This is a genomic window from Burkholderia sp. S171 (genome assembly GCF_009766085.1).
Lineage (GTDB): Bacteria > Pseudomonadota > Gammaproteobacteria > Burkholderiales > Burkholderiaceae > Caballeronia.
On the sequence record NZ_LMUF01000056.1, the window covers coordinates 96,640 to 114,802 of the forward strand.

The window sequence follows — 18,163 nt, forward strand, 5'->3', positions numbered from 1 at the left end:
CCCGAAGCCGCGCAACTGGTGCTGCAGGCGTCGAGCATGGGGCGTGGTGGCGAGATCTTTATCCTGGATATGGGTGAGCCGGTACGGATCGTGGATCTGGCGCGGGATCTGATCCGGTTGTACGGGTTCACGGAGGAGCAGATCCGGATCGTGTTCACGGGCCTGCGACCGGGCGAAAAGCTGTACGAAGAATTGCTTGCCGACGACGAGACGACCACCCGCACGCCGCATCCGAAACTGCGGATCGCGCAGGCGCGAGAGGTGCCGAATCACTTCCTCGATGAATTGCTGCCGTGGCTGATGCAGCATCGTGTGCTGGCAGATGAAGAAGTGCGGCGTGACCTGCGCCGCTGGGTGCCGGAGTATCAGACGACCATGCCGCCGGTTTTGACGAGCGTTCAATCGATTCGAAACGGTTGAGTTCGCCCCTGAATTGTCTGATGCCGTAACGGACGCATGCGGTAGCAAAGCGAAGAGCAAGCCAGTGTGACGAGAGTGCTATGGGTCAACGTGACGTCCATCTCTTCCTCAAAGCCCCGGGCTTTCTTCACGGACTTCGAACTCAGTGGGTGGAACTACTCATAACCGATACGGCGATCATTGCGGCTGCCTCGCGTCGGGTATCGGTATCGACGATTCCGGTCGTTGGCGAAGCGAAGATTCTTTACTGCCAGACCGAACCGAGTCGCATTTCGTGACGTTCGGCCTTTTCCTCCGTTCCTCTCGGCCTTTGCGATTTTCGCCCTGGTTGCTTTGCCGGTTTGACGTTAAGCCGCGATGGCATGCCATCGCCCCTTTCAATCGTCTCTCACCCATAAGTAACTGATTTTAAATGTTATTGCAGATGATTGTAAATTTATGTTTATGCCGTAAAGGACGTAAATTTTCGTTTTTTTCGTAAATGATAAGCGCTGAAAAATTCTTCACGATCACGGACCTGGAAATCGCGATCAACTATTGGCGATCGATGGGCCTCAGGCCGACCTGTCATGCCTCTTTTTGGGCGATCTCATCAATCTTAGATGCAGCGTTAATTTCATTGCCATTCCACGACTCGCCTGTCTGCGAAACATCCGACCGGGCTGGTGCGGAGGGGGTAGCTTCGCGTATGAGAGCGGGAACTTCGCTTAGCCGGTAGTGGTAATTTTCGTGCTACCGCTATAAGCGACTCAACAAAACGCTGGGAGCTCGTGCGGTTAGCGCATAACAAAAAAGCCGCACCCGTTAAGGTGCGGCCTTGGCGCTTAATGTCGTCAAACACTACGACTTCGGCGAACTATCGTTCGAGCATCACTTCCCATGTCGTTCTCGTTCCGACCTTCGGCCATTGTGAGATGTCCATCCAAAGAAGATCGCAAGAACGACAGCAAGCACGATCGTAAAAATTGAGGCTCCCATGATCAGTCCTCCTTGATGCAATAAAAGCCGACTGCCCATAAAAGCAGTGCTGATATAGTCAGACTGCCTGTCTGCGCGATTGCATGCCCATTCCAGGTCGTCGTGGAAAGCGCGCTGAGCGCGGCACCTATGAACGATGCAGCACTTAGCAGGTGAAGAAGATGGCCATTCTGCTCCCGCTGATCTTTTGATGGGAAGGCCAGCGACCGCAAGCCGCTTCGACGCGTTGCTGTACTCACATCAGGAACCTTGACACGGAATGTCCCGGTTGTGTCGACTGCTACCGCTAACATGCAGCCTTGATATTCGAGACTGAAACTTGACGACGTTTCGCTCTTATCCATTTCCTTCATCACATCTCTTAAGCGGGGTGGAAGCAAAACTTCGCCCGTTTGTACATCTAGCGACACGCGGTCGATGACATTCGTGCCACAGGGGTATTGAATTTTCGCTTTGGCAAGCTTCATCATTTGTCTCCCTGATTTTCATTGTGATCACGAGCGATACGCTCAGGCGTGCGTGGTTCGCGCCCGATGCTACGGTGTATGTCGCAGACCGCTCGATAAAACATTGCCGCGTGACGCACGCGAGCGCCGCCACGAACCGCATATAAGGACTTGATGATTTTCACGATTTGACCTCAAAGAATACGAGGTGGTCCCTTGCGGGAACCACCCGCAAGGAAAGCGTCGTCATGTGGGAACGACGCCATGTATCGGTAGGAGATCGGACAGATCGACCCACCGGGAAATACGCATTGGTGATTGCTGTCACTCGCCGATTTACGACAGATGAAGTTTGGGTGCGCGCTTGGCATGAAACAGCGATGCAAGGCCGCGAAACGGCACATCATCCAGCACAAAAACGCGTCAAATACGCTGGAACGCAAGCGAGCGTGAACATGTTTTGCGACTGCGTAGGAAGCTAAAGGGTAAGACACGTACCGGGAAGCGTCTTGCACAAAAGGACGGGCAAGGCAGGAAGCCACCAGCGAGCTGGTCTGCTTGGATCGATGCGCAATAGCGCGGGAATGGAGACAGTCTATGCCGTGGCGGCGTCGCGCAAGAAGCGAAAAGCTTGCAATTTATATAGCGCTTTTCGCGTGCTGCGTTCAAACGATGGCGGCCAGTTGGATTGATCTACAGTCTTTCCGACTCCTACCAGGTGCTGACGTTTTCTTATTTGACAGCCTCGGTATTCCCCGGCATCTATGATATCAACTGCTATGACGGGATCAGGCTGCGGCCCTATTGCCGGGGGAGGCTCGTCCCAAGCGTCCGTTGTGCGGAGTCACGCAGCAAGTGCCTGATGAGCATGAAACCCAGCGTGTCGTAATAATAATTGGCTTGATCTTATGTTGAGCTCGGCGATTGTTGTCGGCGGTGCAAAACCGGTACCAAATGGCGGCGAGAATGCGCTTTTATGGGGGCGGCTTAGGTCGCCCCCAACACCAGCATATTGTCCCTTCGCGACGTCAAGGAGCCGTGTGCTGGTTTCGAAGATGATTTTGCTAGGATCTTCCTACGCGTACATGCCGGGAGCCGTCGTGAGCGCCGCTGGCGCTGGTTTTTAAAGAGACGCACGGCAACCCCTGTTGAACGGGTAGCTTGAAACAGCCCGCATCTAGTTTTCTCGCTCGAAAGACTGAGAGATTTAAGCGTCTTTGGGAAGCCATGCACAGAATATGTTAGGAGGGGTCAGATTTCGGACAATGGGCTTTATCGTGATATTGCTCACTCCTCAGAAAGCCCACGAATAATGCGAGCTTTCCGTCCCAATGAATCTCCCTTATGTGGCGATGCCTAGTTTCCCCGCGCTTTCCTCGCCTCGAGTGATGAGGGGAATCGGAGCATTTGCGTCCATCACTCATCAGCCCCGGAAATAGGGTAAAACTCTTTGTAATCAAGTGACTACCGGTTTCAATCCACGAAAACGGACGTTATCATGATATGTTCCAATTTGGTGCATAAGATCAAGCTTCACCGCCTCCGTCCCCCGCAACGATCGATGTCTTCATCATTCATAGTGCAAAAGTCGCCGGTTGGCCAAGCTGCCTTGGGCGATTGCCAGGGCGTCATTTGGCGCCTGGATTCTTGAAGCACGCGATTTTCCGCCTGCATCAGTATTCATCGAACCTGCACCACTACTGGAACAGCCGCCATGAGCCGACCAGAATCCCTTCCTGTTTCTCGGCTGCCGAAGCAGACGCTTCACCATAGTGGTCCCCGAAACTGCAATGCGGCAGGGCTGGCTTCCGGAGGTCAGGTGCGGCTAGGTCTTGCCGGAGGCTAACACGCCTGTCGCCATGTACTGTGAGCGCCCTGGCGTCGGATCCGACGATCACGGCTTGAGCGCCGATTTTTGGGTGCGGCGAGAGGGGCGGCCCCAATGGCTGGCGCTCGGCGAGCAAAGCGAGCCGATGCCTGCCGAGGATGCTTCTGCCAATACGTCAAATTTCATCCAAATCACCAGCACGGCCGACCTCGAGGAGTACCGCGTCTGGATCCCAGAACTGGATGTCATTGCTGCCTTATCTGAACGCCGGCAAGCGGTTGATTGATGCCGCACTGGCGAACGCCGTCATCGGTTTTTTTCGAAAGCGAAGCTTCGTTCGTTCGATTTAGGCAGCAATTCGCCCAATCCGATCCTGTCTTGATCCGCATCGCAGCGATTGCGGGCTCGCACTCTAGCTACCTCCTAGGCCGGCGCGAAACGAGCCGCCCAAAACAGAGCCGTCATTGACCGATTAACGTGTCGGCCGGTGCCGTATATCTGAGCGGAAGATTAAACAGTCATGCAAACAACGACTTCGGAAAGCTCTCGATAAGTTTTCCACAGAACTGTCCACCCAATCGGTGGCTAAGTGGGAGTGGTGCAATCTTTCCTTAGTTGGAAATCAGGAACAAGGCGATCGCTTGGCGCATGGGCACACGGCCACGATATTCATCCCAACGACGATTCATTTCAATAAAAATCGCAAAGATTGGTGATCGATACTTCGTCATGCTTGACTTTGTTTTGGAACTGAGAAGGTGGGTTATCACATCTGATCCTTCTTCGACATGTTCCACTCCTTTTGTCTTTGCCGTGTTTTTCGCCCCATTGCCGCCTCTCATAAGCGCCCGGCTAACCCCGCGCATGGGTTAGCCGCCTGTCTCACGAATATCGCGCCCAGCATTGCGTTCGCCTCGGGTCGCAACGACTCGACGAGCCTGACCGGCCTCGCATACGCCAACATCGGTTCTACCGGTCGTTGCAAATGAAGAATCCGACGCAATTAGGAGCGGTGGCAAGGAGGGCGAAAGCGCGTCCGTCCCGTCTTGCAGACGAAGAGCTAGATCATCTCGAAAAAGTCGTGCGGCTTATGATGCACGCAGACCGATACACGCCGATACACGGACTGGATATAGCTTATTGGCGCAGACGGTTTGCTCTGATTGAAAGTTCGTTCGAGTTGCTTCCGGTTCAAAGGTCTCGAATGAGGGCGCTGCTTGCTTCGCTTGGTTGACTCCGCCCGCGTACACCCAGTACACCCATAACTCGTTACCTTCCGCGCCGCGCGAAATGCGCGCTGCAAAGGCCGGATATGATGACGCTTTTGCTGTACGCGTTTCTCTCGGGTCGAGCAGAACGGGATCGATCGTACTCGAAAAATTGGCGGCGTTGATGCCGCCCATGGTTAGTCAACGCACGCCATTGATTAGGTGTCGAACCGCTCGGTGAGCGATATTTTGACGGTCGCCGTACCTACGAAGATCTAGCAGGATTTTGAAAGTTAAAATTTAGGCATACTTGACTTTGAATTAAACCTGCGATGATGGGTTGTGGCTTGGCTGACCGATGACGGAGCAGCGAAGCAAGCCCTCAAAAGGAAAGCGCATGAACCTCTTCAACGCAGCAGCACATCTAGACTGGATTCGCACCGTGAGCTTTTGGCTCTTAATCGGCATCGCGACTACGGCATGGGAATCCGCAATGCCCTTCGGCTGTGCCCTGGCGGCGAGATACGGGAGGAAGCCATGAACACAGCACGTCTGCTCAGCACAGGCTTCATGCAATTGCACCCGAAGGTTCGCCGCTTTATCATCGGCCTGGTCTTTTATCTGCTGTGGTACGTCGACATGAGGTACTTCGCCCATTCAGCGCTTGGCCCATGGATCTCCGGCGTCACGCTGATGGTCTTTTTCTGGGCGTGGGGATTTTGGACCTTGGTCTACATCTTCATGCTGGGACTGCTTTCCTTCGTGCGCTTCTATCTGATCTTCCTGCGATGAAACACGCTGGGATTTCTGGAAGAAAAAAGCCGGCAAGTCGGTTTTTCAACAGGGCAATTTGGAGGGCGGTGGGACGTGGTGTGAGTGCGCTTGATGAACGAAGGAACGCAGCGGGCAAGGTTACCACCGTGCGAACACCCTGTGCGGGACGCACTTTCTGATCACAGGCGGAGGCAATGCAGGAGGCTTAGCGAGCCCTACGGGATAGATAAGACAGTCGCTAAAAATGATTGTGAAGGTGCGGGAAAGAATGGATTAGTCGTCATTTCCCATATCGTCGAGGGCACCATCGACATTGACGTTGGCGGGCACGGTGGGGGACGATACCACGCGATCAGCCGCAGAACGGCGTGCAAGCGGATGGCACGTGGAGTACGAATAAACTGGACGAAACGGGGGTGTCTGTCTTGCCTCTAAGCTTACCGATGGCTTACCGTCGGGTTGAGTCCAGTGACCTTCGAAAATGGCATGCCATCGCGTAAAAGCGGTAAAGCTCACTAAAAACGTATAGCTTAGCGGCGCCATAACCGCTCAAAGATGTGCTAGGTATTCGCTAGAGTATTCGCTATATTGCGGCTTTTCATCTTATCTCTCTATTGCATGGCGTCGGCTGGCGAGTGTTTCAAAGCGACGGCGACCAAAGAAAGCAGTATGGACGGATACGGCAGCGAGATTGTGCTCGTATCTGCTCTTGCAGAAGGCCTTCAAGACCCGGTGCCAACACGCGTTCCCAGTATTCAGGTCTGCTATTGAAACGCTCTAGTGCATGAAGCCGTGAAGCGTTGAACCCGGCTGGACGCCGCAGCGAGCTGCAACGCGCGCGGGCATTTCCTTGATTTGGCCAAGCGTCGGACAACCCGCTTATGCGAAGGCCGTGAGTGGATTGACTATTTGACTATACGATGGCATCGATCAGAGAGCGACACTTGCACCGGTTCAGCCGTACCAGAATAGAATGCTCAGTCGTCGGGAACTAAGCTTACATGATGCTCGACCCGTTGGGTGGGCGACTGACCACGCGATAGACCGAATATGGAGGAACCGGAGCAGGTATCTGCTCCCTTGCAGAATGCGTATTGGTGAGCTTTCTGGGTTACCCCCATCAACAGGTTGCATCTAGCCTTTGCTCCTAACGCCTGGTTTGTTCAAAAAATCACGCGCAGGTAGCGCTCTGAATTGGCTCTCGCCTATCGCTGCCTTTTCAATAGCCAATATCTTCGAGCTGCGGCCCCGTTACCGATACGCGGTGTTCGCAAGGTCTCCTCTCCGCTCGGGTCGTTTTTGCACTGATTGCTCGGCGATTTTTCCCATGTTGGCCTCGCCCCCCAATCAATCGCTCGCGCTAAGAATTCAAGCGATGCCGACGCTCGCAGGGCCATTCGGTCCAACCAACCCACGTTCACATAGCGATCGGCAAATACAGTGAGTGGGTCTGTAAGAGGACTCGCTCCTGTTCGCGAGACACGTGTTGCCACACGGGGCATGTTCGTTTTAAGAACTCTCTGAGCCGCTGCGGCAGTCTTTGAGCGAAAGGCATAGCAAATTTGCGAGCATTCCAAGTTCTTCGGGCTGCGCGTAGCGTTACGATCTTTTCATACCCCGCGCCATCGACGCATCGACCTGAGCCTTATGGCCCCAACTTGCCCAAAGCGCTTTCGAAGAAAGCCATCTCATTTACAGACGTCGCTGACGTCAATTCAATGCTTGACTCGCGTGTGTCCAAGTACCGGACATTTCGCGCACATCTACCTCGCTGGATCGTCGTGCATATGACGCCCTGCGATGATCATGGAACGCGTGACCGGACTCACCGCGTCCCCGACCGTTCACCTCGCCCCTTCAGCCTAGTCGCTGGGCGCGATGCAAGCTGCCCGACACACTGCGGCAACGATGCACCGGCCTGTCAGGGGCGGGAAACCATATGTACGTCTAACGTACGGGTTTCCGAAAATCTATCGATCGGCACGCGCAGCCGAACCCAAAATGCGCAAAAAGAATTGCTCAGTTGTCGCACATCGTGCGTCGGTTGAGTAGCCCAAGTCAGGTTGTGACCTGGGACTATCGGAGTGCAGCCGCTTCCCTGCATCTGGTAGATCAAACAGCAATCTCTAAAGTTCCGGAATGCAAGCGAGCAGTTTCATCCAACCACTCCGTCGTTTCGATCGGCACGACGGCTTACCTTACCCGAGGACCATAAAGGGAAAAATGCTTACAGCCAAGGTCACAATATTCGCGCGAACGGGAAGGGTCACTAGATTGTTTCATGTGAAGAACCGCGCACGGCCGGCTTCAGCGACAGGCGGCGCAGTAACTTCAGTGCACACTCATGATGCTTGTCATTTGTGCTCTCGGCTTCGCCGCAGGCGTGCAGCCTTGCCCGTCGCCGGCTGACCAGCAAACAACGAACACGGCGCCTTGGTAGGCCGACCTTAATTGAAAATTTTTCTTTATTGAAAACCTATGTCCCGAAATCAGAATGTGGGCGGACAGGCGCGCTTACCCGAGCGTCTGGTAGAGGATCTGGTAGCGCTTATGTCGTCAAGCAGGCATGCAAGAGAAAAAACCGCAATACTGCTCGGCAAGGACTCGGACATGACATCCGAATCTGCGCTTGAGGTCCTGATCACCGGATTCAATGAGCTTCGTGCCGGGGGGTATGCATTGAGCTCGCCCTGGTATGTACGCGAAAAGCATATCCGTTATCTGATGCATCTGTGGATTGATAAGAGCGGGCAAGGCCCACCCGTTGTTCTAAGCAAGCTCACGCACTGGCGCAACCTCGCCAAGAAGATGCGCAAGGCTCCACTGCTCGAGATCGTCGACGATTACATCAAAAAACCAAGTGGGTACGGCCGCCCTTATGCGCCGCGAACCGATAACGCTCAAGACAAACCGTACATTCAGGTGGATGATGTCGTGACGCGCTTGGCCGCGCAGGACCGTTGGGTGAGTGTTCAGGTCGAACTGCAATGCGCGTTCAATTTGCGACCCACAAGCAGCATGCTATTTCGGCCGTTGGAGTTTGTGCGGTTGTCAGGACAATTGCATATTCCTGATAGAGCGAGAAACGGCGGGGGCCGCGTAATAACGCTTGGTGAGCGCTGGCAATATGACCTGTTGCTGCGCGCGGCGCGCTTGTCCAGCCCGACGAATGGCGTCATGTATCCCGCGCCCTGGACATTGAAGGCGTGGTATCGCCACTACTACGACGTGTTGCGCTCTCAAGGTCTATCGCGCACGATTTGGGGTGTCACGATTAGTGGTCTGCGCGCGGCCTACGCGGAGCGCATGGCGAACCCGTCTCAGTCACTGGAGCACGCTGGTGATCTGTTTGTAGACCACGTCGAGTTGACGCGCAACAGCGACGTGCGTCGTGCGGCCATGCTACGCCTTGTCGAATCCGTTGGCGTGGGACTTACTGCTGAGTCGACGAAATACTCCTCGACGATTGCGCCAACGAGAGCACGAACGATTCCCAATTCTTAGCGCGACGTGGCACAACGTGTGAACAGCAATGTGCATGAGGCTCAAATAAGGTCTGCGGCCCCGTTGGAAATTTTGTGTCAGGCGTTCGATAAATTTTTCAGAAACTAAACCTTGATAGGTTAGTGGGCGCTTTTTGAGCGCATCAAGTCTCTACCATTTTCGCAGAGGAGAGCTATCTTGGTTGAAAGTGTTCAAGCTATTCATCGTTCTTGTCGCGCTGTAACGATGGTACGGTTGAAATTATTTTCGCTTGAGCCATCGTATTACTGGGCTGTGCTCTATTCATTTACGCGCAGTCTATTTGCATAAACAGTCTGTCGTCCTCTTGCCGCGATTGAAAATCAGCTTGCCAGTATCGGAGCCGAAGGCAGAGTGATTTTCGTGAGTGCTGCATGAGGCTGCGAATTGATGCACAGACGGTCCGCGACTATTGGCAGAGCGACTACGCTTATTGCGCTGGACACGACATTGAACTGAGCGACGCTATTAACATCTCGGTCCACGTATTTTTATTCGTTCCACGGTGCTTCGGACCGCGCTGTGGATCGGGCTGTCCAACTACAGGAATGTGGAAACTGAGTACTCCGGACGACTGGTGGTTAGTTGGTCCGCGGTTGGTTTCGGAAACTACCTTCTACTGAGAGCGTGTCGGAGTGGACACTCGCGTTTAGGTCGACGCGAACCTGATGCATCCGCATGAATACGTGTGAGCGACTGCCTGCAAGTATTCATGCGGTTTTTGAAACCATATCGACCGGCTCGCGCTGCCGAACAAAATCGCGCAGAAAGAATTGCTTGGCCACTGCTTAAACGCAGTGATTGGCTCGCCGCGTCTGTGCGATAAGGGCGAGGACCATCAGGGCACTGTATCCCTAGATCGAGTAGTTTAACAAAGCTATCGCTGAAGTTCAGAAATGCAAACACTGATAGTCATCAACCCGTGGCGTCGTTTTGATACAGACGGTGCCGCTTTTAAATTTGGCCAATATGAAAGTTATTTTGAATTTCTTGCGAGCACTGGACGGCTCAAACCTTCCAAAGCGTTTAAGAGAGGAGCTTCAGAAGCTCTTCGAGAAACATATTTTTCGTGCCCATAGCAAAACGCGCGTGACTGCAAGTGCCATTTCCATAAAGACACAGGAGCGGCGCGTCGTGAGTTTAATCGCTGGTTTCAAAGAACTTCGTGCCGATGGTTTTGCACTTGAAACGCCCTGGAATATTTCTGAGAAACACATCCGTCACCTGGTGAACCTCTGGGTGAACCAAAAGAAGCAAAGTCCAGGGACGGTTGAAAACAAGCTAACCTATTGGCGCACACTCGCTGCATGGATGGGCAAACATCAACTCGTCGGGACGGTGGACGACTACATCGAGCGTCCCGAAGGCTATCGGCGCTATTACGTGGCGCAACAGGATAAGTCGTGGGAAGCGGCGAACGTGAACGTCGACGATGTGATCGCGCGTCTGACTGAGCGAGACCGCTGGGTGGCGATTCAGGTTGAGTTGCAGTCGGCGTTCGGCTTACGCGCGCAGGAGAGCATGCTGTTGCGCCCGCTCCAATGCTTGCGTCTGTCGGGACATTTGCAGATTATTGACGGCACGAAAGGCGGTCGCCCGCGCGTTGTACCAATCGAGGAAGAGTGGCAATACGAGTTGTTGATCCGTGCGGCTCGTTTGTCGAATCCGCGTACGGGTTCGATGATTCCTGAGCCGTGGACGCTCAAGAAATGGTACCGCCATTTCTACGACGTATTGCAGGGCCAAGGCGTCGCTCGAAAGGCGTTGGGCGTGACGGTTCACGGCTTGCGCCACGCGTACCTCCAACGTATGTACGAAAGGGTAACCGGGGTGCCCGCGCCGATCAAGCGCCCCGACCACCGCCCAGATCCCGAGTTGCACCAATTGGCAATGGAACGGATCGTGGCGGCCGCGGGCCACGGGCTAGCGACAAAGGCCAGTGCATACATCTCGTCATTCGCGGCGATCCGCAAAGCCGATGCGCCGGTGGTGAGTTACGCGCAGGTACTCGTGGCGCTCGAACAATCGAGAGGCAATAAATCGAACGCGGCAAAGGCGCTCGGCATTTCCCGCCAGGCGCTTTACCGCGTGCTTGGAAAGTTTGCCGTCGTCGAGGCCGAAGTCGATGGCCCTGCACTGATCACTCGTTCCAACGATGCATAGTTGTTTGGGGGCAGGTGCGAGGCGTCGCGGAACCTCGCGGAACCTCGCACCTGCCTTCCAGTGCTGCAGCGGTGAGCGACCGAAGGCGCTCGATTGGGCCCTGACCGCCCTCATCTGCTGCTGCCTTGACTTTCTCACCTTCTCAGTAGGCTGGTATTAACCTAACTGAACGAGGTGAGCATCTTGATCCAAACAGCTGTAGGCAAAATCGGCGCCCCTGATTGCGCTGAGAACGCACCCGACACCGCAAATCAAAATGCATCTAGCACTCCGACGGGCTTGGGCTCAGCAGCGCCCTTGGTGTCGCATACATTTCGACAAACGCTGGATCGGCTGGGCGTTGAAGATTACATCTTGCAAGAGCGCGTGATCTTGATACACGCACCCGGGACACGCTTTCCGACGACAAAGCTCGACCTCCTGGCAGTAACGCCGTTCGGCGTGTTCGTCGTGATGACAATGCAGCTTCGGGGACTTGTTGCGCCGGGCCCTGACGCAGAGACGCTAGGCGTTATTAACGAAGAGGGCGAGGCGATGCTTCACACCTCGCCGCTCAGAAGACAAGCTGCCGCTGTTCGATGTCTGCGCTCGTTGCTCTTGCCGCACGCATGCCCGGTTGAAAATCTGGCTGTTGCGGCCACTCTCGCTTGCGCGCTACATCCGCTTTTGCCCGAATCGATACTCGAGGCGGATGAGCTCTATCATTACCTCCGGTTGCGCACGATCCGGTTCTTTTCGAACCGGCAGCGACATGTGAGCGTGGCGAGTGTGGTCCATGCCATTAAAAGCCGCCTAGACTTGCGCCCCAACGCGGTAGATGAACATCGTGCGCGAATGATCGACCAGCGACCGCGTTAATCGAACAAGAGCCGATGCGCACCTTGTGTCGCGCCCCATGTTAACCATCAACGATAAAGGGGGGTCAAATGTTGACACTTTCCTCGCCCTGAACGACGAGAAGCAGCGCAGATAGTTGGAAAGAACAAAACAGGGCTGATGCCAAGCGCTCCGAAATGGAGCGCAATTGGCGGATATCGATTTGCGCTTTGCGTTTAGCAAGCCGATATGACGCCCGAGCTCGCGATCTTTGGAAAGTCCGATTGCTTGACGTCGTTCTGGGATATGAGTTCGCGCAGTACGTTAGCCGGTGACAGATCGGGCGAGACGTAGCGGACCGCGTCGTAGCCTTCGATGAGTTCACCAAGCGCACCAACCAGTCCGGCGAGCGGGTGTTCTTCGTTGGATACACCTGCATCCACCGGCGCATTCCACACGAATGGCTGCGACGTATTGCGCGCGCGAAAGTGATTGGACGCAGCGGAGCTTTGGCGGCAACCGGGCCAATGCGCTCGGCAAATCCCCAGATATCGTTCGGCGAAGTAATCAAGGATGCCATTTGTCGCCTCCGCGTGCGTGAAAATGTGACGCACAGACAGCTTTTGCACCTTGGAAATGCGCGGCGACGATCAGCCTGAACGTGATTTCCAATGTCGAATAAGTAGAAAGCTTCGACTCTAGCTCGATTTGCGCAAATTTCGACTAAGCTTAATCCTTCGCGGTGATTGCGGCCAATCAGCCGCAGCTCAATTATTCTCCAACAAAACCTTGTGCCGTGAAGCGATCTTGCTCACGAGGCCAAGGCCATTCGGCCATAGCCCACGCCGGGACCTCGGTAGTCAACATCAGGCCTAGTTCGCTAGGGTCATCGAGCACCCAGCCGCAGGTTTCGAGGATGATTTGCTCCACGTATTTGCGGTCTGCTTTCGTCATGGGCGTCCAGCGCTTGAGTCGTCGGTCCTCTGCAGCGACAACCGTACGCGAGGCTCGATCCAAAACGAAACGATGCTTCATATATGGCTCACACGGCCAGAGCGATTCCCAGTTTCCTACGGCATACCGGTAACCGTCGCTCTCCATCTTTGTCTCTCTCAACATTGACCTTGGGGCAAGCTTAGCGTTCTCCTGTTTGTAGTCAAGGCATCACTTCTTTCAAGACCAATTGATTTCGAACCAGCGGAGGAAATGGAGTTAAAGTTCCATGCCGATGGTTGCCAAAAAGTCCGTATTCGCACGCACACTGCGCACCGATGTGTAGCCTTTGGCTCGCGGTGTGACTTGGACCAGGCATTGACGCTGCCGGGCTGCACGGCCCGGCCGATCGCGAGCCAGTCGAACAAAGTGACGAGTCGACCCCAAGGGTTGTTTGACGGGGAGGCGGCAACGTCGGCGTCTGTAGCTGGACCGAGGCATGCCACATGGGGCGGCTACACCGGCCACGATTCACGTCACGCCAGCCTGAGCACACCAGATCATGAATTCTGCCGCCGCCTGCACGCGCGATTGGCGTGTATTCGGGTTGCAAATGTTGGAAAATGCCTCGAAGCCGGGGATTGCGAGTGCTCTGCGGCGCTGACCACAAGCGCGCGCAACGATGATCGAGGAACCAACGAGGTCTCAGACATGAAGTCGTGGGTTTTTCGAGTCGTTCTGTGACTGCGCTAGTCAAATGCAAAAGGCAGTACAGCTTACTTGGGCTATTGGCCTCGGATTCAGTGTCCCGATGGTTCGGCGCGCTCGGCGGCCCGTCCGCACGTTCACTCAGGTGCTGGACGTCGTCATGAGCGTTGGCGCGCCGACGGGCGCGAACAGGATGAGGGCCCTACCCCTTAACCGCCGGCTCCCTCCGCGCTATCAATGGCGAATTTGATCGTGCCATCGTTGCGACCCTCCGCGCTAGCGAGGTTGTCGAGTTGCCTAAACTACCAATATGGCTCCCGGACTGAAGGACGCGTCGTTGTCCGGTACGCGGACAAGGCTCGGGCGTAGAGCGTCCGTGGTCGGCATGATGTATCGCGATCTGTGGAATCAGGCCAATATCATATGTACAGCGGCTTGAACGACAAACCATACGAACGATCATTTCTTGTCGACGATCTTTGCTCGACGCCGCGACCTGGAATCAGTCACTTCCGAGGACAGGTCTACGAGAAGCGAGATGCGGCATGCAAAATCTGATCCGGTCCAAGTCTCAACTGCCATCGTCGTTGGGGGTGCGCGGTGTTGTCGAGGTGCAAAGCGACGTTTAGGCCGCCGCCGCGCCGGTCCAAAGACGGGCAATACCAATCTCAAGGCCGGCCCGAATCACCAGTTGGTTCCTAACCCTCGGCGGCAGGCAATACGCCACGTGTTCGACGAAAACCAGCGGACGTATTCCGAGCTTCGCGGCTATGATGCAAGCGACCGTGATGTGCTCGCGCGAGCTGATAACCTTGGCAAGTTACGGGTCACACGGACATGGCGAATCGAGCCTTTTTTTGCACCCTAACTCCGTCCTCGCTTCCCTTTCACTTGACCCAGCATGCTGCGTCTCTACTTGGAACGTAGCATTATCAAAAGCGCAGAGGCGGATTGCGCGTCTAAATATTGATCTTTCGCAGCCGAGCGTGGGGTACACGCTAATGACCATTGGTGCGTTGACGGCGACAAAGTAGTTTTGGGCGTTAAGCCCAACAATGATGCCGGTACGACCGTGCAGATGCTGGGCGGTGAACCTGACTGTGCCGACAATGAAGCCTCTTCACGCTGTGTTCTCGACGGCGGCGCAGCTTTAACGTGGAGCCGTGCTCAACGTCGGCTTACGCTGTCCTGAATCACGGCCATTGCCAAGCGCAGACGTTGACGTACCTCGAAAACACGTCTGTGGACATCAAGCATCTCGCGGATACCGCTTGGCGTTTGGGTGCCTGCCGAAGTGAATCGCGAATGCGCGCGATGTGAAAGTTTCTAGCAGACGAAGCGGAACACCTTGGCTGTGCGCGCGTGCAAGCGCTCAATTAATCCTTTGATGTCGTTGTCCAAGAAAATCATGGGCTCTATTTTGCCGCACTCCTTGTGTGCGAAAATATGGCGCGCTTCCTCGCCTTCCATGCGCTATCCAGTGCGTTGTAACCAGCATGCAACTGAGCTCAGCGCAGCCCATAGAAATATTTGTCTAAATGACCCTTTCGCTCCCAAATATTAAAAAACGATACCGCACGTCCGGGGCGCCCAGGTTGCATTCTTCGATTCCGAAATGTACAGCGGGTATTATTCTGGCCGGCACCGAGCGACGAGGGCTGAGCGCTCGGGTACCGTGGCATCGATATCGCCACGGGCGACGGCTGTGCAAGTCCATTCATTTTTACCGCCGATATCCAATTCAATAACTCAGACCCTCCACCTATGATTGCCGCTGGTTCTACTCGCCGTGCGCATCATGCTCAAAGTATCGCCCGGATATAGATGGACTCCGTGCTTTGGCTGTCATCGCCGTCATGTTGTGCCACGCAGGTTTCACGGCGTTTCGCGGCGGGTTCATTGGAGTGGATGTCTTCTTCACGATATCGGGTTTTGTCGTTACCAATTCGATAGTTGATGATCTGAATCGGAACGCGTTCTCGTTCAAGGAGTTTTATGCCCGTCGTGGGAAGCGTTTGATTCCAGCGCTTTATGCAATGCTTGTGGCGACCTTCGTATTCAGCCTGCTATTTTGCGTACCTGCAGACACGTTTCGGTTGGGAAAAAATATTCTCGCCGTCGCGACCATGACGTCCAATATTTGCTTGGCCAAGCAAACGGGATACTTCGCTCCTGAGGCAACCGATCAAGTGCTTCTGCACACATGGTCGCCGTCAGTTGAAGAGCAGTTCTATATCGTGTTGCCGCTACTGCTGGTCGGGCTCTATCGTAAGGCGAGAAGATGGACGATTCCCGTTCTTGCCGCACTGGCAATTGGTTCGTTCGCATTCGCGGTGCTAGAAGCGCATCGTGGATCCACCGGCGCGTATTACTTTGCTCAGTATCGCGGTTTTGAGTTTCTAATCGGATCGCTTCTAGCCATATTCGAGAAAAGGCGTGCAGCAGGGAAAGTGGTCATCTTCGACGCGGTGTTCGTTACGGGAATAGCGTTGATACTGGCCGGCATATTGGGCGTTAGCGCAGCGTCGCAGTTTCCGGGTCTTGGTGCCGTTCTCCCTTGCGCGGGAGCGCTGATAGTTATCTACAGTGGCCGGCGCGCTCGATACGCTCATGCCCTCCTGTCGAATCGCGTTGCCGTTTTCCTTGGCAAGATCTCGTATCCAATCTACCTGTGGCACTGGCCGATGTTTTTTGCCTTCAGGCGATTTTGGTGCGCACAGTGTGGGGGACCTTGCGATCGCAATGGTCGCTTCGTTGGGACTCGCGGCCGCTACCTATTGGATGATCGAGCGTCGGGCGCAACGCGTGTCAATGGGCGCTAATAAGACAATGGTGGCCTTCATCGCCGTTCCGCTGCTTGCGGCTGGCATTGTCGCGGGCATCGGCAAGCTGACAGACGGTTTCTTGTTCGCTTACCCCGCAAGGATTCAGGCAGATGTGCACTGGTCAGGCACTGCGCTTTTTGACATGCCGCGAGCCAAGGATTGTTGGTCAAAGGTGGAGGTGAGCGCCGCAGCCGTCTGCACACTCGGCGATCCGGAAGCCTCCGATAAGGCGATCCTTTGGGGCGACTCGCATGCTTATCATTTGATTTACTTTTTCGACAAATTGGGAAAAGCAAAGCACATCGCAGTCCACGATCTGGCGTTGACGCTTTGCCCGCCAATCGAGAATGAACCGTTGCACGCAGGCTATGCGCCCTACGAGGACATTCATCAGCAATGCGTTGCTCACAACCGAGAGGTTATGAAATATGTAATGTCGAGCGACGATATCAAAACCGTGTTTATGGCGTCCGCATGGCAAAACTATCAAAACTATGCCACCGGGGAAAATGTGCAGCCAAGTGGGCACGGATTCATGCCGGGCCAGTTGGAAAGGGAGTTGGGAAGCACAGTTGGAAAGCTCGTTGCAGCGGGAAAGCGTGTTGTAATAATAGACGACGTCCCGATGATCCCGAATGAGTTGATTAACTGCGCGTTTTACAACGACTTGTTCTTCCCGGTTCAAAAGCGTGCATGCCAATTTGATGCCCGCATTGCCCAAGATCAGCACGCGCCGATCAAAGCCATGCTGGACAGGTTAAAGGGCCGATTTCCGCAGGTCGCCATCATGCATACGTTCGACGTCCCGTGCAGTGACGGGGTATGCAAACTCGACTTTGACGGTCTGCCTATCTATCGCTACGACGACTATCATCATCTAAGCCTTGCCGGTAGCTCGTTGTATTTTGAAAAATATGTTGAAAAACATCCGCTCGAGGTAAATGCGATATTCAGCGATTCCAACGGAAGAATGCAAGCAGGCACTGGCAACGTCGCAGCTACCAAAGTGGGCACCTACAATAGCATGCAGTCGCGCTAAACAAACGTTGCTTGCGAGACGCTATTCGTGACTGCTTTGTACGCAATCGAGGAACTGGCGTGGGCTGGCTTTTGCAGAGCGCCGACCGGTGGCGTCGGCCAATTTCTGCGATTCGACATCCCGGGCCGACCGGTGACATCCATTAGCGGGGCAGGTGTCAAGTGAGCGAACAACACCCTCGACTGCCTGGGCAGCCGATTTCGATTCCACTGACCCGATGCAGTAGCCGATCACACCCGTTACTTCAATTCATGGCTGCGACGGATCGCGCAAAATACCCATTAGGATCAACCGATCGACGTTACAACCTTGCTCATCGCCTTGATGATTTCCTACGCCAAAAGAACTATACGGGCTTCTCCATTGAGTGCAAACTCAATCGAAGTTCGGTGTGGATATATGCTGCAATGCCGCTTCGGCGTGCATGATAATGTGAGGACTGCTGCACTAAGACCGGTCATACTGGGCCGTTGACCCGGACTCCGACGAAGGACGCGCGCAAG

Annotated in this window: 14 protein-coding genes; 9 read left to right on the top strand and 5 right to left on the bottom strand. The window is 54.7% G+C overall.

All coding sequences use genetic code 11. The features are described 5' to 3' along the window. The coding region (locus tag GSQ93_RS38425) for a polysaccharide biosynthesis protein (protein ID WP_254074171.1) at nucleotides 1-420 on the top strand (420 nt) is incomplete at its 5' end. A gap of 80 nt (nucleotides 421-500) precedes the next feature. Beyond that, nucleotides 501-698: a hypothetical protein gene (locus GSQ93_RS32195; RefSeq protein WP_158939987.1), complete on the top strand. Its 198-nt coding sequence runs from the start codon at nucleotides 501-503 to the stop codon at nucleotides 696-698. 702 nt (nucleotides 699-1,400) lie between these two features. Here the strand turns inward: GSQ93_RS32195 and GSQ93_RS32200 are convergent. After that, nucleotides 1,401-1,868: a hypothetical protein gene (locus GSQ93_RS32200; RefSeq protein WP_158939988.1), complete on the bottom strand. Its 468-nt coding sequence runs from the start codon at nucleotides 1,866-1,868 to the stop codon at nucleotides 1,401-1,403. A 1,877-nt stretch (nucleotides 1,869-3,745) separates the two neighbouring features. Between GSQ93_RS32200 and GSQ93_RS32205 the strand changes: the two genes are divergently transcribed. Further along, nucleotides 3,746-3,958 carry a hypothetical protein gene (locus tag GSQ93_RS32205; protein WP_158939989.1) on the top strand — a complete coding sequence of 71 codons (213 nt, stop codon included), beginning with the start codon at nucleotides 3,746-3,748 and terminating at the stop codon, nucleotides 3,956-3,958. A gap of 325 nt (nucleotides 3,959-4,283) precedes the next feature. On the opposite strand, the gene GSQ93_RS32210 is transcribed toward GSQ93_RS32205, so the two are convergent. Further along, entirely contained in the window at nucleotides 4,284-4,538 is a 255-nt protein-coding gene (locus GSQ93_RS32210) for a hypothetical protein (protein ID WP_158939990.1), read from the bottom strand. Between the two features lie 879 nt (nucleotides 4,539-5,417). Between GSQ93_RS32210 and GSQ93_RS32215 the strand changes: the two genes are divergently transcribed. From GSQ93_RS32215 to GSQ93_RS32230, 4 genes are all read left to right on the top strand, one after another. Next, a complete protein-coding gene (locus GSQ93_RS32215) occupies nucleotides 5,418-5,672 on the top strand; it encodes a hypothetical protein (protein ID WP_158939991.1) in 255 nt (84 codons plus the stop codon). A gap of 2,532 nt (nucleotides 5,673-8,204) precedes the next feature. After that, nucleotides 8,205-9,158, top strand: a complete 954-nt coding sequence (locus GSQ93_RS32220) for a Fis family transcriptional regulator (RefSeq protein WP_216857711.1) — start codon at nucleotides 8,205-8,207, stop codon at nucleotides 9,156-9,158. A gap of 987 nt (nucleotides 9,159-10,145) precedes the next feature. Then, nucleotides 10,146-11,339 carry an integrase domain-containing protein gene (locus GSQ93_RS32225; RefSeq protein ID WP_158940016.1) on the top strand — a complete coding sequence of 398 codons (1,194 nt, stop codon included), beginning with the start codon at nucleotides 10,146-10,148 and terminating at the stop codon, nucleotides 11,337-11,339. 174 nt (nucleotides 11,340-11,513) lie between these two features. Next, nucleotides 11,514-12,197, top strand: coding sequence for a hypothetical protein (locus GSQ93_RS32230; protein ID WP_158939993.1), 684 nt, complete (start codon nucleotides 11,514-11,516; stop codon nucleotides 12,195-12,197). 194 nt (nucleotides 12,198-12,391) lie between these two features. Here GSQ93_RS32230 and GSQ93_RS32235 read toward each other — a convergent pair whose 3' ends face one another. The 3 genes from GSQ93_RS32235 to GSQ93_RS32245 all read right to left on the bottom strand — a co-directional run bounded on the left by GSQ93_RS32235 (nucleotide 12,392) and on the right by GSQ93_RS32245 (nucleotide 15,266). Next, nucleotides 12,392-12,784, bottom strand: a complete 393-nt coding sequence (locus GSQ93_RS32235) for a hypothetical protein (RefSeq protein ID WP_158939994.1) — start codon at nucleotides 12,782-12,784, stop codon at nucleotides 12,392-12,394. 142 nt (nucleotides 12,785-12,926) lie between these two features. Further along, nucleotides 12,927-13,109: a hypothetical protein gene (locus GSQ93_RS32240; protein WP_158939995.1), complete on the bottom strand. Its 183-nt coding sequence runs from the start codon at nucleotides 13,107-13,109 to the stop codon at nucleotides 12,927-12,929. A 2,013-nt stretch (nucleotides 13,110-15,122) separates the two neighbouring features. After that, complete coding sequence (locus GSQ93_RS32245) at nucleotides 15,123-15,266, bottom strand: hypothetical protein (RefSeq protein WP_158939996.1); 144 nt, start codon at nucleotides 15,264-15,266, stop codon at nucleotides 15,123-15,125. Nucleotides 15,267-15,616: 350 nt separating this feature from the next. On the opposite strand from GSQ93_RS32245, the gene GSQ93_RS32250 reads away from it, so the two are divergent. Beyond that, nucleotides 15,617-16,618 (top strand): acyltransferase, encoded by a 1,002-nt coding sequence (locus tag GSQ93_RS32250; protein WP_301952104.1) that lies wholly within the window; start codon nucleotides 15,617-15,619, stop codon nucleotides 16,616-16,618. Beyond that, nucleotides 16,608-17,660, top strand: coding sequence for an SGNH hydrolase domain-containing protein (locus GSQ93_RS32255; protein WP_158939998.1), 1,053 nt, complete (start codon nucleotides 16,608-16,610; stop codon nucleotides 17,658-17,660). Before GSQ93_RS32250 ends, GSQ93_RS32255 begins: the two co-directional genes overlap by 11 nt. Nucleotides 17,661-18,163 lie beyond the last annotated feature (503 nt).